The sequence below is a fragment of the Streptomyces olivochromogenes genome (assembly GCF_021538895.1).
Taxonomy (GTDB): Bacteria; Actinomycetota; Actinomycetes; order Streptomycetales; family Streptomycetaceae; genus Streptomyces; species Streptomyces olivochromogenes_A.
The window spans coordinates 1-14370 of record NZ_JADDRL010000080.1 but is presented as its reverse complement, the minus strand read 5'-3'; the positions used below and the strand labels follow the sequence as shown (position 1 = coordinate 14370).

Annotated in this window: 17 protein-coding genes; 6 read left to right on the top strand and 11 right to left on the bottom strand. The window is 72.8% G+C overall.

Going from position 1 to position 14370, the window contains the following annotated elements; genetic code table 11:
• Positions 1-12: 12 nt before the first annotated feature.
• Together IPZ69_RS32165 and IPZ69_RS32160 are read right to left on the bottom strand one after the other, a co-directional pair.
• A complete protein-coding gene (locus IPZ69_RS32165; RefSeq protein WP_235458178.1) occupies positions 13-897 on the bottom strand; it encodes an SDR family NAD(P)-dependent oxidoreductase in 885 nt (294 codons plus the stop codon).
• Positions 897-1697 (bottom strand): acetoacetate decarboxylase family protein, encoded by an 801-nt coding sequence (locus IPZ69_RS32160; RefSeq protein WP_235458177.1) that lies wholly within the window; start codon positions 1695-1697, stop codon positions 897-899. The genes IPZ69_RS32165 and IPZ69_RS32160 overlap by 1 nt, the downstream gene beginning before the upstream one ends.
• Before the next feature lie 191 nt (positions 1698-1888).
• On the opposite strand from IPZ69_RS32160, the gene IPZ69_RS32155 reads away from it, so the two are divergent.
• From IPZ69_RS32155 to IPZ69_RS32135, 5 genes are all read left to right on the top strand, one after another.
• Entirely contained in the window at positions 1889-2920 is a 1032-nt protein-coding gene (locus IPZ69_RS32155; protein WP_235458176.1) for a DEDDh family exonuclease, read from the top strand.
• Between the two features lie 79 nt (positions 2921-2999).
• Positions 3000-3233 carry a hypothetical protein gene (locus IPZ69_RS32150; RefSeq protein ID WP_235458175.1) on the top strand — a complete coding sequence of 78 codons (234 nt, stop codon included), beginning with the start codon at positions 3000-3002 and terminating at the stop codon, positions 3231-3233.
• Between the two features lie 48 nt (positions 3234-3281).
• Positions 3282-4073 (top strand): SURF1 family cytochrome oxidase biogenesis protein, encoded by a 792-nt coding sequence (locus IPZ69_RS32145; RefSeq protein ID WP_235458174.1) that lies wholly within the window; start codon positions 3282-3284, stop codon positions 4071-4073.
• Positions 4074-4146: 73 nt separating this feature from the next.
• Positions 4147-5931: a glycoside hydrolase family 15 protein gene (locus IPZ69_RS32140; protein WP_235458173.1), complete on the top strand. Its 1785-nt coding sequence runs from the start codon at positions 4147-4149 to the stop codon at positions 5929-5931.
• 4 nt (positions 5932-5935) lie between these two features.
• Positions 5936-6691: an SDR family oxidoreductase gene (locus IPZ69_RS32135; RefSeq protein WP_235458172.1), complete on the top strand. Its 756-nt coding sequence runs from the start codon at positions 5936-5938 to the stop codon at positions 6689-6691.
• A 36-nt stretch (positions 6692-6727) separates the two neighbouring features.
• Here the strand turns inward: IPZ69_RS32135 and amaP are convergent, their stop codons facing one another.
• From amaP to IPZ69_RS32110, 5 genes are all read right to left on the bottom strand, one after another.
• Positions 6728-7315 (bottom strand): alkaline shock response membrane anchor protein AmaP, encoded by a 588-nt coding sequence (gene amaP / locus IPZ69_RS32130; protein WP_235458171.1) that lies wholly within the window; start codon positions 7313-7315, stop codon positions 6728-6730.
• The gene (locus IPZ69_RS32125) at positions 7312-7989 is read right to left on the bottom strand and encodes a DUF6286 domain-containing protein (RefSeq protein ID WP_235458170.1); all 678 of its coding nucleotides are present in this window, start codon (positions 7987-7989) and stop codon (positions 7312-7314) included. Before IPZ69_RS32125 ends, amaP begins: the two co-directional genes overlap by 4 nt.
• Positions 7986-8408: an Asp23/Gls24 family envelope stress response protein gene (locus IPZ69_RS32120; RefSeq protein WP_235458169.1), complete on the bottom strand. Its 423-nt coding sequence runs from the start codon at positions 8406-8408 to the stop codon at positions 7986-7988. The genes IPZ69_RS32125 and IPZ69_RS32120 overlap by 4 nt, the downstream gene beginning before the upstream one ends.
• Positions 8405-8599 (bottom strand): hypothetical protein, encoded by a 195-nt coding sequence (locus IPZ69_RS32115; RefSeq protein ID WP_235458168.1) that lies wholly within the window; start codon positions 8597-8599, stop codon positions 8405-8407. The genes IPZ69_RS32120 and IPZ69_RS32115 overlap by 4 nt, the downstream gene beginning before the upstream one ends.
• A 67-nt stretch (positions 8600-8666) precedes the next feature.
• Positions 8667-9152 (bottom strand): Asp23/Gls24 family envelope stress response protein, encoded by a 486-nt coding sequence (locus tag IPZ69_RS32110; protein ID WP_235458167.1) that lies wholly within the window; start codon positions 9150-9152, stop codon positions 8667-8669.
• A gap of 89 nt (positions 9153-9241) precedes the next feature.
• Here IPZ69_RS32110 and IPZ69_RS32105 point away from each other — a divergent pair, with 89 nt between their 5' ends.
• A complete protein-coding gene (locus IPZ69_RS32105) occupies positions 9242-9973 on the top strand; it encodes a nucleopolyhedrovirus P10 family protein (protein WP_235458166.1) in 732 nt (243 codons plus the stop codon).
• A gap of 429 nt (positions 9974-10402) precedes the next feature.
• Here IPZ69_RS32105 and IPZ69_RS32100 read toward each other — a convergent pair whose 3' ends face one another.
• The 4 genes from IPZ69_RS32100 to IPZ69_RS32085 form a co-directional block, all read right to left on the bottom strand.
• Positions 10403-11206 (bottom strand): enoyl-CoA hydratase/isomerase family protein, encoded by an 804-nt coding sequence (locus IPZ69_RS32100; protein ID WP_235458165.1) that lies wholly within the window; start codon positions 11204-11206, stop codon positions 10403-10405.
• 146 nt (positions 11207-11352) lie between these two features.
• Entirely contained in the window at positions 11353-11574 is a 222-nt protein-coding gene (locus tag IPZ69_RS32095) for a helix-turn-helix domain-containing protein (protein WP_004002281.1), read from the bottom strand.
• Positions 11575-11909: 335 nt separating this feature from the next.
• Positions 11910-13508 carry an ABC-F family ATP-binding cassette domain-containing protein gene (locus IPZ69_RS32090; RefSeq protein ID WP_235458164.1) on the bottom strand — a complete coding sequence of 533 codons (1599 nt, stop codon included), beginning with the start codon at positions 13506-13508 and terminating at the stop codon, positions 11910-11912.
• A 92-nt stretch (positions 13509-13600) separates the two neighbouring features.
• Entirely contained in the window at positions 13601-14299 is a 699-nt protein-coding gene (locus tag IPZ69_RS32085; RefSeq protein ID WP_235458163.1) for a hypothetical protein, read from the bottom strand.
• Positions 14300-14370: the final 71 nt, after the last annotated feature.

Here is a 14370-nt window from a genome sequence, read left to right as displayed (position 1 = left end):
TACAGCCCCCTGTCAGTCCAGGATGAAGTGTTCGAGGTACGACGGGTTCGCCCGGTCGAGCATCGACCGGGACCGTGCCCGGATCTGGGCGTCGCTGTGCTCGCCGGCCGGCAGCAGCCAGAAGCGGTCCGCGCGGACGCCGTCCACGACGAGCTCCGCGACCTCCTCGACGGGCGTGAACCGCACCTCCCGGCCGGCTTCGCGCATCGCGGCCTCCCACTGGCCGAGGGTGCGGTACGGGGTTCTGCGCGGCTTCTGCTTGGCGTACCGGGCGGGGCGGTTGCGGTGCGACTCCCACAGGCCCGTGCGCAGCATGTGCGGCCCGGGGAAGAGCACCGAGGCGCCCACGCGCGCGTGCTCCGCCTTCAGGTGGGCGTACAGGGACTCGGTCATCGTGACGACGGCCGCCTTGGTGACGGCGTACACGGAGGCGGTGGGCAGGGGCGCGATGCCGCCGTCGCCCGACGAGGTGTTGACCACGTGGCCGGGCTCGCCGCCGGCGAGCATCCGGGGCACGAACGCCTGGATGCCGTGGAAGACGCCCCACACGTTGACCGCGAACGCCCACTGCCAGTCGTTCGGTTCGTGCTCCCACATCCGTCCCTCGGCGCCCGAGCCGACCCCTGCGTTGTTGCACAGGACGTGGACCGCGCCGTACGTCCCGTAGGCCGCCTCGGCGAGTTCCAGGACCTGTTCGCGGACGCCGACGTCGACCACGCGCGCGTGCACCTCGGCTCCCTCGGCGCGCAGGTCCGCGGCGGCCTTCTCCAGGGCGGCCTCCTCGACGTCGGCGAGGACCACCTTCAGGCCCTCGGCGGCGAACCGCCGGGCCATCGCGAACCCGATGCCGCTCGCCGCTCCGGTGACGACGGCGACCTGTCCCACCCGCAGCTCCATCACGCGCCCCCGTCCTCGGGAGGCGCGTCGAGGATCTGCCGAGGATCGTCGTAGCGCTGGTGGACGTACGGCAACAGGGCCCGCGCGTCGACGCGTTCGACGACCCGGCCGTGCTGGGTGCTGGTCTTCTCGCCGACCGTGATCTCGACGAGGTGCCGCACCGGCAGGTCGGCGACGGGGTCGTACAGGGACTCCCGCAGGACGACGTCCCCGGTCACCCGCTCCAGCCGGCGCGCCTTCTCGTCGCGTTCGCAGTACACCAGGACCGGGTCGCCGTCGAAGCCCGAACCGTCCACCGCGGGCAGGAACTTGAAGTAGAAGTCGGTCTTCCGGGCCGGTTCCGGCAGCGGCAGCGGGCCGCTCACCGCGCCGCGCACCTCCACGAAGGCGATGCCGTGCCGGGCCATCGAGGCCCGTACGACGAGGCCGTCGCGCTCGACGACGACCTCGCCGAGTTTCTTGGGCTCCCCGAACACCTCGCGGCCGCCGGTGAGGGCGCGCTCGTGGGTCATCGGCATGACGAGCGGGTACCAGCCCTCCACCGCCTCGTGGGCGGCGGCGACCGCGAACGAACCGGCGCCGAGCGGGTATCCGGGCAGGTCGACCTTGCTGATGTTCACCCGCACGAGGGGCCGTGCCGTCGGCTTGAGCGGGGGTGGCAGGACCGCCGCCACCGCGTCCGGATCGGTCTCCCAGACGGCCACCACCCCGGTGGACCAGATGTCGGGGAGCTTCGCGCCCGCGGTGCGGGAGGCGGTGATCTCCGCCTCGGTCCGTGCGCCGTACCGTACGCGTGCCATACGCCGTACCGCCCTTCCGTCGACCGTCATCGCCGGGCGCCAGCACGCTTGCACCGGGCGGTGAAAAGGTCCATAGCCGCGCGCACGGGCTTTCGTGACTCGGTGCCGGTGTTCGAACGGGCGGCCCCGGCAAGGCGGCTGAGGCGCCTGCGGGACGGCGCTGTCGGTCGCGGCCCGTATCCTCAATGACCATGCTCGAAGACCGCACGACCGCAGCGTCCTCCCCCACCCGGTGGCCGGCCGCGTACCCGAAGGGATACGCGGTCGTTGACGTGGAGACCACCGGACTGGCCCGGGACGACCGGATAATCTCCGCGGCCGTCTACCGGCTGGACGAGCGCGGCGAGGTCGAGGACCACTGGTACACGCTGGTCAATCCGGAGCGCGACCCGGGCCCGGTGTGGATCCACGGTCTGACGAGTGACGTCCTGGAGGGCGCGCCGCTCTTCGAGGACATCGCGGAGGAGTTCGCGAGCCGTCTGGCGGACCGGGTGCTCGTCGCGCACAACGCGGTCTTCGACTGGCAGATGATCGCCCGCGAGTACGCGCGCGCCGAGCGCGAGGCGCCGGTGCGGCAGCGGCTGTGCACCATCGCGCTCTCCAAGGAGCTCGGTCTGCCGCTGCCCAACCACAAGCTGGAGTCGCTGGCGGCGCACTTCGGTGTCGTGCAGCGGCGGGCGCACCACGCGCTGGACGACGCGCGCGTCCTGGCGGAGGCGTTCCGGCCCAGTCTGCGGGCCGCGGCGGCGGGTGACGTACGGCTGCCGCTGCTGGAGTGCCGGCCGCTGACCGAGTGGTCGGACCGGACGGCGCCGCGGATCGGCCGGCAGGCGAACGGGGGGTACGGCGGCTACCGGCCGACCAGTTGGCGCCCGTCCCGCAAGCGGCCCGCCTGCCCGTACCCCAACCCCGGGCGGTACGAAGAGGGCAAAAGGCTCAAGCAGGGCATGCGGGTGGCGTTCTCCGGGGACACCTCGGTCGAGCGCGAGCTGCTGGAGGACCGGGCGACCGAGGCGGGGCTGCACGTCGCCACCAGCATCTCCCGGCTGACCAGCCTGCTCGTCACGAACGACCCCGACTCGGGGACGTCGAAGGTGGTCAAGGCGCGGCAGCACGGGACACCGGTGGTGGACGAGGCGGCGTTCGGGCAGCTGCTCGGAGACGTGGAGCCGGCGGCGGGGAGCGGTGTGGCGGCCACGGAGAGCGCGGCGCCTCAGGCCTGACCGTACGGACGGGTGATTGCTTCGCGACTCGCCCGGCGCCCGCTCGCCCGAGCGACGGCGACCGCTCACCCTGTGGCGCATGGCGAAATGCGAAGTTTGCGGCAATGACTACGGAATGACCTTCGAGGTCCACGCCCAGGGCTCGGTGCACGTCTTCGACTGCTTCTCCTGCGCGATCCACCGCATGGCCCCCGTCTGCGAGCGCTGCGACGTCCCGATCATCAGCCAGGGCGTGGAGGCCGACGGCAGCTTCTACTGCGGCGCCCACTGCGCCCGCGCGGAGGGGAAGGTGGGAATCGTCGACCGCGTCTGAGGACACCCCTGCGCGAACACCCCACGGTCCGAGTTGTACGGTCGTGGGGTGTACCGCTTCCTGTTGACCCGGCAGTGGGTGATCCTCACCCTGATCGCCCTGGCTCTGATCCCCACGATGATCAGGCTGGGCTTCTGGCAGCAGCACCGGTACGAGGAGCGCAGCGCGCGCAACCAGCTGGTCTCCGACGCGCTGGCGGCCAAGCCCGTCCCCGTGGAGCGGCTGACGTCCCCCGGGCATGTCGTGACCCGCGCGGAGAAGTACCACGGCGTCACCGCGACCGGCACCTTCGACACCGAGCACGAGGTCGTGGTCCGGCGCCGGGTGAGCGCGGACGACCAGGTCGGCTTCCACGTCCTGACCCCGTTCGTGCTGACCGATGGCAAGGTGCTGCTGGTCAACCGCGGCTGGATCCCGGCGAACGGGGTGCAGACCGCCTTCCCGAAGATCCCCGCCCCGCCGAGCGGCCGGACCACCGTCATCGGGCGGCTGATGGCCGACGAGACGACCGCCGCGAGCGGCATCAAGGACGTCAGGGGACTGCCGGCCCGGCAGATCATGCTGATCAACAGCGAGCAAGAGGCGCGTCGGCTCGGCGCCCAGGTGCTCGGCGGCTACATCCAGCAGACGGCCCCCGAGCCCAAGGGCGACACGCCCGAGCAGATCTCCGACCCGGGCAAGGAAGACGCCCCGCTGAACTACGCGTACATGATCCAGTGGTGGCTGTTCGCCGCGGGCGTCCCCGTCGGCTGGTTCGTCCTGGTCCGCCGCGAGGCACGGGAGCGCGCGAAGGCGGCGTCCGAGGAAGCGGCCGCGGAGGCGGAACCGGCCGCGGTGTGAGCCGCCGCGGCGGGTCACCCGCCCGGCCCCGCTCCCTGATTGTCCGCCCGGTCCACCGGGAACCCGGAACCCCGTGCACCCCCGCATCGAGGACTACGCCCTCATCGGCGACGAACAAACGGCGGCCCTGGTCGGCAAGGACGGGTCCATCGACTGGCTGTGCCTCCCGCGCTTCGACTCGGCCGCCTGTTTCGCCAAGCTGCTGGGCGACGAGGAGAACGGCCACTGGCGCATCGCGCCCAAGGGCGCGGGCACCTGCACCCGCCGCGCGTACCGCCCCGACACCCTCGTCCTCGACACCGAGTGGGACACCGAGGACGGCCTGACCCGCGTCACCGACCTGATGCCCCAGCGCGACCGTGCCCCCGACGTCGTCCGCATCGTCGAGGGCGTCAGCGGCCGCGTCACCGTACGCAGCACGCTCCGCCTGCGCTTCGACTACGGGGCGGTCGTGCCGTGGATGCGCAGATCCGGCGGCCACCGCGTCGCCGTCGCGGGCCCGGACTCGATCTGGCTGCGCAGCGAGCCCACCGTGCGCACCTGGGGCCAGGACTTCGGCACGCACTCGGAGTTCACCGTCGAGGAGGGCGAGCGGGTCGCGTTCGTGCTCACCTGGCACCCCTCGCACCATCCGCGTCCCCCGCTCGTCGACCCGTACGACGCGCTGCGCGCCAGCGTCCGCGAATGGCGGCGCTGGACGGCCCGCTGCCGCTACGACGGCCCGTACCGGGACGCCGTCGTCCGCTCCCTGATCACCCTCAAGGCCCTCACCTACGAACCGACCGGCGGCATCGTCGCCGCGGCCACCACCTCGCTCCCCGAGGAGATGGGCGGCGTGCGCAACTGGGACTACCGGTACTGCTGGCTGCGCGACTCCACCCTCACCCTCGGCGCCCTGCTCTCGGCCGGCTATCACAAGGAGGCCGAGGCCTGGCGCGACTGGCTGCTGCGCGCGGTCGCCGGCAACCCGGCGGACCTGCGGATCATGTACGGCCTGGCGGGCGAGCGGCGGCTGCCCGAGTTCGAACTGCCCTGGCTGTCCGGCTTCGGCCGCTCGGCGCCGGTGCGGATCGGCAACAGCGCGGTGGACCAGCTCCAGCTGGACGTGTACGGCGAGGTCATGGACTCGCTGTGGCTGTCCCGCCGGGCGGGCCTGCCCACCAAGCCGCACATCTGGTCGATCCAGGCCGCGCTGATGGAGTGGCTGCGGGAGGAGTGGCGGCAGCCCGACGAGGGCCTGTGGGAGGTGCGCGGCGGCCGCCGTCAGTTCGTGCACTCGAAGGTGATGGTGTGGGTGGCCGCCGACCGTGCCGTACGGACCCTGGAGGAGCACCCGCACCTGCACGGCGACCTGCACGGCTGGCGGCAGATGCGCGACGACGTGCACCGGGAGGTGTGCGAGAAGGGCTACGACCCCGACCGGAACACCTTCACCCAGCACTACGGCTCGCAGGAGCTCGACGCCGCCCTGCTGCTGATCCCCCGCTGCGGCTTCCTGCCCCCACAGGACCCGCGGGTGATCGGCACGATCGACGCGATCAGGCGGCAGCTCGGCCACGGCGGCTTCGTGCGCCGCTACGACACGGAGGACTCACTCGTGGACGGGCTGCCGGGCGGGGAGGGCTCGTTCCTCGCGTGCTCGTTCTGGCTCGCGGACGCGCTGCACATGACGGGCCGTACGCAGGAGGCGCGGGAGCTGTTCGAGCGGCTGCTGAACCTCACCAACGACGTAGGGCTGCTGTCCGAGGAGTACGACCCCAGGACCCGCCGTCAGCTGGGCAACTTCCCGCAGGCGTTCAGCCACATCGGCCTGGTCAACACGGCGCTCGCCCTGTTCGACGGCGAGGGGGCAGGATAGGGCCATGGATCTTGGACTGAAGGACCGGGTGTACGTCGTCACCGGGGCCACGCGCGGACTGGGCAACGCCGTGGCGCGCGAGCTCGTCGCCGACGGGGCGAAGGTGGTCGTCACGGGGCGGGACGAGCAGCGGGTCGCCGACGCGGCGGCCGAACTGGGCCCGAACGCGGCCGGGGTCGCCATCGACAACGCCGACCCGCAGGCACCGGAGCGGCTGATCGCGGCCGCCCGCGAACGCTTCGGCGGCTTCGACGGCATCCTGATCAGCGTGGGCGGGCCGGCGCCCGGGTTCGTCGCCGACAACACGGACGAGCAGTGGCGGACGGCGTTCGAGTCGGTGTTCCTGGGCGCGGTGCGGCTCGCCCGCGCGGCGGCCGCGGACCTGGAAGCGGGCGGGGTCATCGGGTTCGTGCTGTCCGCGTCGGTGTACGAGCCGATTCCGGGGCTGACCATCTCCAACGGGCTGCGGCCCGGGCTCGCCGGGTTCGCCAAGTCCATCGCCGACGAGCTGGGGCCGCGGGGTGTCCGGGTGGTGGGTCTGCTGCCGTCGCGGATCGACACGGACCGCGTGCGGGAGCTGGACGCGCTGTCCGCGGACCCGGAGGCGACGCGCGCCGCCAACGAGTCGCGGATTCCGCTGCGGCGCTATGGGACGCCGGAGGAGTTCGGGCGGGTGGGGGCGTTCCTGCTGTCGCCGGCCGCCTCCTATCTGACCGGGATCATGGTGCCGGTGGACGGCGGGATGCGTTCCGGGTTCTGACGGGCGCGGGCCGGGCGTCGTCGCCCGCGCGACCGGTCAAGTGACCCTTTCCGCACGGTGCTTGACCGCCGCCAGGCGTACTTCCGCCGGGAGCTTCGCCAGGCCCGTCGACTCGCGGGCCCGGGTCAGGGACTCGGCGGTGAGGTCGTGCAGGGCCGTGCCGGGGTCCACGTCCGGGTCCAGCTGGAGCCAGACGTGCGCCCCGGGCGCCTCGCGGCGGCCGGTCAGGGTGGCATGGGCGTGCGCCACTCCGTCCAGGCGGTCCGCGTCGGCGGTGAGGACGTCCACCAGGGCGCGGCCGCGCAGCAGCGCGCCCTCGCCGTCGCCGGTGTCGACGAGCACCTCGGCGAGGCGGCGTCGGCGCAGCACGGCGGCGAGCCACCACAGGGCGAGCAGGACGAGGACGGCCAGCGCCGCGATGACGGTCGGCCACCACCAGCCCTCGTCCCGCCACCGGGTCCGTTCGGCCTGACTGAGCAGGACGTCGTGCCGCCCGTGGTGGATCCACCAGGACGGGGGCCGCACGCCCAGGCCGACGGCGAGCACCGAGCCGCCGAGCACGACCAGCAGCAGTCCGACGACACCGAGCAGTACGCGGTTGACCGTCCTCAGCACCGCCCTCACCCCTTCCGTCCGGGCCGCGCGACGTGCACCGACAGCCCGGGCGGCCGGGTGAGCCCGAGCCCCCGGATCGCGTCGGCGAGCGTCAGGTCCAGGTCGGCGCGGACGTCGTCGAGTTCACGGAAGTGCGAGACCGCGCGGACGTCGGCGCGTCTGCGCCGCATCCGCACCCGTACCGACCGCACGCCGGAGACCTCCATCGCGCGGTCGCGCAGCACCAGGGCGGCCGCGTCGCGGTGCAGCACGGCCCGGACGTCGGCGTGCGGCGGCCGCATCGGCAGCCACTTGCGCAGGCCGGGCGTGACGGCGAGCACGATCAGCCACAGGCCGAGGGCCGCGGTGACGCCCGCGCCGACCAGCACCCAGGTGTCGTCGAGGGGCCTTTCGGCGAGTTGCCGGGCCAGTTCGCGCCGCCAGTGCATGGCGGGCCGGTGGGCCCGTACGGCGGCGATGTCGTAGAGGAAGGCGGCCGCGCCGATCAGGAGCAGCAGGGCGACGATGCCCGCGGGCACGCGGCGCACCGACCAGAAGCGGCCGCCTCGGCCGTCGTCCCCGGCCGCGGCCGGCGGTGGCTCGTAGGCGGCCGCCGAGGCCGCCTGGTCCAGCCCGGTTCCGGTCTCCTTCTCGACGGCCGGAAGCCGTCGGGTGGTGGTCTCGGTGCCCTGGGACTCGCTCATCGCGCCCTCCCGTGTGCCGCGCCGTGCACGGGTACCGGGTGCAGCCGCTCCACCTGGACGGCCACCTCCGGCACCTCCATGCCCACCAACGCGCCTACCCGCTCGACCACATGCCGACGCACGGCAGCGCAGCGCGCGCCGATGTCGCAGGGATAGTCGAGTTCGAGGTGCACCCGGATCCGGGCGGTGGCGACGGGTCTGTCCCCCGCCTGACCGGAGCCGAGCGCGTGCGGGTGCACGACGACGCTCGCGTGCGGTGCGGCGGCGTCCTCGGTCAGCGGTCCGACCGCCTCGCGCGCCGCCCGTGCGGCGACCTTCGCGACGACCCGGTCGGCGATCCGCAGCGCGCCGCGCTCGCCCGGCGCGACGACGGTCACGGGTCCGCGGACCTCCCCGGCCCCGCCGCTCACGGCGGTCACGGTCGTCGGTCGCGCCGGTCGGTGCGGATGCGGAAGAAGTCACCCGGCTCCAAGTCCCCCTCCAGGAACCGGCCGACGACGAATCCGACGGCACCAAGCGCCGCCACCAGGAGGAAGGCACCGAACCCGCCGAAATATCCGGCGAAGCCCAGCGCCATTCCGGCGATCATGCCGACCACAGCCATGCTCATGCTGCGCTCCTCAGCTCCTCAGCCGTGCGTTGTCTCTCCTCAGCCGTGCGTGTCCGGTCGCCCGTCGTCACTGGATCCGGGGTTCCGGCTCTTCTTCCTCTTCCTCCGGAAGCTTGACATCACTCACCGCGAGATTGACCTCGACGACCTCAAGTCCGGTCATCCGCTCCACGGCCGCGATGACGTTCTCGCGCACGGCCCGGGCCACGTCGGCGATCGGCATGCCGTAGTCCACGACGATCTCCAGGTCGATTGCGGTCTGCACCTCGCCGACCTCGGCCTTGACCCCGCGGGTCACCGACTTCGTGCCGCCCGGCACCCGGTCGCGCACGGCCCCGAAGGTCCGCGCCAGCCCGCTGCCCAGGGCGTGCACGCCGACCACGTCCCGCGCCGCCAGTGCGGCGATCTTCTCCACCACCCCGTCGGCGATGGTCGTACGTCCCCGGGTCGCCGGGTCCCCGCCACCGCGCTTGGTGGCCTTACGGGTCTGTACCGGGGGCTCCGCCGCGCTCTCGGGGCTCGTCGTCCGGTCCCGCTCCGTCATCTCGGTCATCGCCGTACGTCCCTTCCCGTCGTCGTCCCCTTCGACCACGGTAAGTGGGGATGCGCCGCGGCGCGCCGGGGATGCGGCAGGCTGGAGCAATGACGGCGGACCGATGGACACAGGCCGTACGGCACCAACTGGGCCTGGGCAGACTTCTCCCGCTCGGCGGACCGGGCGACGGGGCGTGGATCGCGGAGGCGGCGGCCGAGGCGGTGCTGCGGCGCGCGGCGGCGGGTGTGGCGGGGGCGCGGCTCGGCGCGCTGCGGATCGCTCTCGCGGATCCGGACGACACCCACGAACCGGCCGTGCCGCCACCGCCGGGGGCGCTGCCCCCGGGCCCGCTCCGGGTGACGGCGGACTTCGCGGCCACGGCCGACGAACCGCTGCCGGCGACGGCCTCGCGGCTGCGGCTGACGTTGGCGACGACCGCGACGGAGCGCCTCGGCCTGACGGTCGTCGAGGTGGACCTACGCGTGACGGACCTGCTGGAGGAAGAGGCAAAGCCCCCGGCGGTCCGCTCCCCGGAGCCTCCCCGCGCCCGCGAGACCAAGGACCCGGACGAGTCCCGAGCCACCGAGGCGGCCCTCGCCGTCCCCGGCGTGACCCACCTGACCGGCGTCCTGGGCCGGGCGGTACACATCGAGGAACACCAGGACACCGAGACCGCCCTGCCACGCCGCCACGTACGCGTGGAGGCGGCGACGTCCACGTCCCACCGCCCCCTGGCCGTGGCCCGGGACATCCGCAGGGCGGTACGGGAGGCACTGAGCGATCCGGGAGATCATCCGACGGTGACGGTGGTGGTGACGGTGGTGGGCGAGCCCGGGTGACGAGAGCGGCTGAGCCGTGGTGACAGCGCTCGGCGAGCCGGGGTGACCTAGGTCGGCTGGCCGATGGACGCCAGGTGGCCAGGGCGGTGAGGGCCGGTTGGTCGGGGCGTGGGCGGCGCATACTGGTCGGCCGGGGCGCAGCCCACGGCCGTCCGCCGGGGCGCGGCCCACGCCGGGGCGGCGCCTGCAGATCCGCCGGGGCGACGCATGCCGGTAGGCGAGGCCGGCGCACGCCGGTCAGGTGGCACGGCGCACACCAATTGGCCAGGGCGCGGCGAACGGCTGTCCGCCGGGCGGCGCACGCCGGGTGGTCGGTGCAGCGCACGCCATTCGGCCAGGGCGGGCTCGGCGCATGCCGATCCGCCGGGCCGGCGCATGCCAGTCAGCCCGCGTGGCGTGCGTGCGGTGCGTCGGACCGGTGGGCGTACGTCATTCGCCCACGTCGGCCAAGTCCCGCAGGCGGCGGGCCTGGGCGGCGCGCTCCGCGGTGCGTTGGGCGTCGTAGTCGCGGCCGGTTGCTCCGCGCAGCAGGGCCTTGGTCTCGACGACCGCGTCCCGGGGCGCGGCGAGGAGCGCCGCGGCCAGGTCCCGCGCCGCGCCGTCGAGTTCCGCGACCGGCACCGCGAGGTTGGCCAGCCCGGTCGTCACGGCCTCCTCGGCGTGCACGTACCGCCCGGTCGCGCAGATCTCCAGCGCGCGGGCGTAACCGACGAGCCCCACCAGCGGGTGCGTGCCGGTCAGGTCGGGCACGATCCCCAGGCTGGTCTCGCGCATCGCGAACTGCACGTCGTCGGCGACCACGCGCAGGTCACAGGCGAGGGCGAGCTGGAAACCGGCACCGATGGCATGCCCCTGGACAGCGGCGACGGACACGATGTCGTTGCGCCGCCACCAGGTGAATCCCTCCTGGTACTCGGCGATGGTCGCGTCCAGCTCGGCGTCGTCACGGCGCGCGAGTTCGAAGAACGTCGGCTCGCCCGGGATCCCCTCCGGGGTGAACATCTGTCGGTCCAGCCCGGCAGAGAAGGACTGGCCCTCGCCACGCAGCACGACGACCCGGACGGAGCCCGGCAGCAACCGCCCGGCCTCGGCCAACGCCCGCCACATCGCGGGGCTTTGGGCGTTGCGCTTGGCCGGGTTGGACAGCGTCACCGTGGCGAGCGCGTCGTCGACGGTGAGCCGTACGCCGTCCTTGTCGAGTACAGGAGCGAGGTCCTGGTCGGGCGAAGCCATGGGGCGCCTCCGATGGGTGCGGTCATCCTGCGCACCGTACGACATCGCGCCGCACGACGACACAGCTAAGTGACTGCACAGTAACCACCCGGCCGATCAGCGAACCGACCGGGTGGCCACCATCGAAGCCGATGGGCCGCCCGAGGTCAGGACGATGCGGCCTTCTTGCCCCGGGTCGCTCCGCCACGCCCACGCAGCGTGACGCCCGACTCGCTGAGCATCCGGTGTACGAAGCCATACGAGCGGCCGGTCTCCTCGGCCAGCGCCCGGATGCTCGCACCGGAGTCGTACTTCTTCTTCAGGTCTGCCGCGAGCTTGTCGCGCGCGGCGCCGGTCACCCGGCTGCCCTTCTTCAGAGTCTCGGCCACCCGTGCCTCCTCATGGGAAGTGCGCTCTGGTCCCCTCATGATCACCCCTCCGGGGCGTGATGGCCACCCATTCGGCAAGGTCCGTGAGACAAGCTTGTGACGACAGGAGCGCATCCCCACAAGCGGAATCCAGAGTTCCGATCGACGTCATCCCTGCGTCCCGGTGGGTTCATCGATGAAGTGCCAGGTCAGAGACGCGGCGCGGCCGACCCCTTGTCGACAAAGGGATCGGCCGCGAAATCGATGTACGACACACCTCGATACGAGGAGATCTCACACAGATGATGGATCACCGATGGGCCGAATGATCCATACGCTGTGGATCATCCATTCGATCAAGCGAGGGCGACGAGATCCGCGTAGTCGGCGCCCCACAGGTCCTCGACACCGTCCGGGAGCAGGATGATCCGCTCCGGCTGGAGCGCCTCGACGGCACCCTCGTCGTGGGTGACGAGGACGACCGCGCCCTTGTAGGTGCGCAGGGCGCCGAGGATCTCCTCGCGGCTGGCGGGGTCGAGGTTGTTCGTCGGCTCGTCCAGGAGCAGGACGTTGGCGGAGGAGACGACCAGCGTGGCGAGGGCCAGGCGGGTCTTCTCGCCGCCGGAGAGCACACCGGCCGGCTTGTCGACGTCGTCTCCGGAGAAGAGGAACGAGCCCAGCACCTTGCGGACCTCGACGAGGTCCATGTCGGGGGCGGCCGAGCGCATGTTCTCCAGGACCGTGCGGTCGGGGTCGAGGGTCTCGTGCTCCTGGGCGTAGTAGCCGAGCTTGAGGCCGTGGCCGGGGACGACCTCGCCGGTGTCGGGCGTCTCGACGCCGCCGAGGAGGCGCAGCAGGGTCGTCTTGCCGGCGCCGTTGAGGCCGAGGATGACGACCCGGGAGCCCTTGTCGATGGCCAGGTCGACGTCGGTGAAGATCTCCAGGGAGCCGTACGACTTCGACAGGCCCTCGGCCATCAGCGGGGTCTTGCCGCAGGGCGAGGGCTCGGGGAAGCGGAGCTTGGCGACCTTGTCGGACTGGCGGACCGCCTCCAGGCCGGAGAGCAGCTTGTCGGCGCGGCGGGCCATGTTCTGCGCGGCGACGGTCTTGGTGGCCTTGGCGCGCATCTTGTCGGCCTGCGCGTTGAGGGCGGCGGCCTTCTTCTCGGCGTTGGCGCGCTCGCGCTTGCGGCGCTTCTCGTCGGCCTCGCGCTGCTGCTGGTAGAGCTTCCAGCCCATGTTGTAGACGTCGATCTGGGAGCGGTTGGCGTCCAGGTAGAACACCTTGTTGACGACCGTCTCGACCAGGTCGACGTCGTGGGAGATGACGATGAAGCCGCCGCGGTAGGTCTTCAGGTAGTCGCGCAGCCAGATGATCGAGTCGGCGTCGAGGTGGTTCGTCGGCTCGTCGAGCAGCAGCGTGTCCGCGTCCGAGAACAGGATCCGGGCCAGCTCGATACGGCGGCGCTGACCACCGGAGAGCGTGTGCAGGGGCTGGCCGAGCACCCGGTCGGGCAGGTTGAGCGCGGCGGCGATGGTGGCGGCCTCGGCCTCGGCGGCGTACCCGCCCTTGGTGAGGAACTCGGTCTCCTGGCGCTCGTACTGCTTGAGGGCCTTCTCGCGGGTGGCGCCCTGGCCGTTGGCGATGCGCTGCTCGTTGTCGCGCATCTTGCGGATCAGGACGTCGAGGCCGCGCGCGGAGAGGACGCGGTCGCGGGCGAGGACGTCGAGGTCGCCGGTGCGGGGGTCCTGCGGCAGGTAGCCGACCTCGCCGGACCGGGTGACGGTGCCCGCGGCGGGGATACCGTCGCCGGCCAGGACCTTGGTGAGGGTGGTCTTGCCGGCGCCGTTGCGGCCGACGAGACCGATGCGGTCGCCCTTGGCGACACGGAACGAGGCGTTCTCGATGAGGATGCGGGCACCGGCGCGCAGCTCGATACCGGAGGCGGAGATCACGGACAGACTCCAGGGCGGACTGGGATTGGCGGGTGGGCGGCTGAGGACGTTCCCGCCGTCTAATGCGCGAGGAGAATGGCCATGGGCCAAGTCTAACGGGGCGAGGCAAGCGCTTTTTCTGCGTGCGGGCGTTCGAGACGGTCGCCGGGGCGGTCGTTGGCCAGGGGTCTGCGGTGCGGGGCGATGCGGCCGAACGCGTCGAGGGCGATGACCTGCGCGGTCCACGCGCCCTGGGCGCAGGGCTGGGCGACGAGGAGCGCGCCCGCGTGACGAACGGCACGTTCGGGCCGGAACGCGCATCCCCCGCGCGCGGGCAGCATCCAGCGGAGGTCGCCGTCGGAGGTGCGATACGCGGTGACGCGGTCCGGGGTGACGACGGCGAGGACGCCCGGCCCCATCGGGCGCAGGACCCCTCTCCCGCCGTGCGCACGGAGCCAGCCGCCGGCCCCGGGCAGGGCCCGGTGCCAGCGCACGCGGTCCCCCCGGCCGCCGGTACCGGTGACCACCCCGTCGTCCCAGACGGCCATCGCGACCCCCCGCACCCCCACCACGGCGACGGGCCACCGCCCCTCCCGGGCATATCGCCACCGCACGTCCTCGTCCGAGGGCCCGTACGCCTCCACGGCGGCACCCCGCACCCGCACCGCCGGGGCGGCCACCGCGCCGGGCCCGGTGACGGTGAGGTGATCTCCGTAGGGGGTGGGGCGGATGTGGTGGGCGGCGGCCGGCAGCAGCGCTGCGAGGAGGCCGACCGCGAGGACGGCGATTCCGTCCCTCGGCCGAACGGTCACCTGTACCCCCACCCCCTGCGACGCCGGCCTCGGACAGGCGCAGAGCGTAGTCAGGTGGCGAACGCATGGGG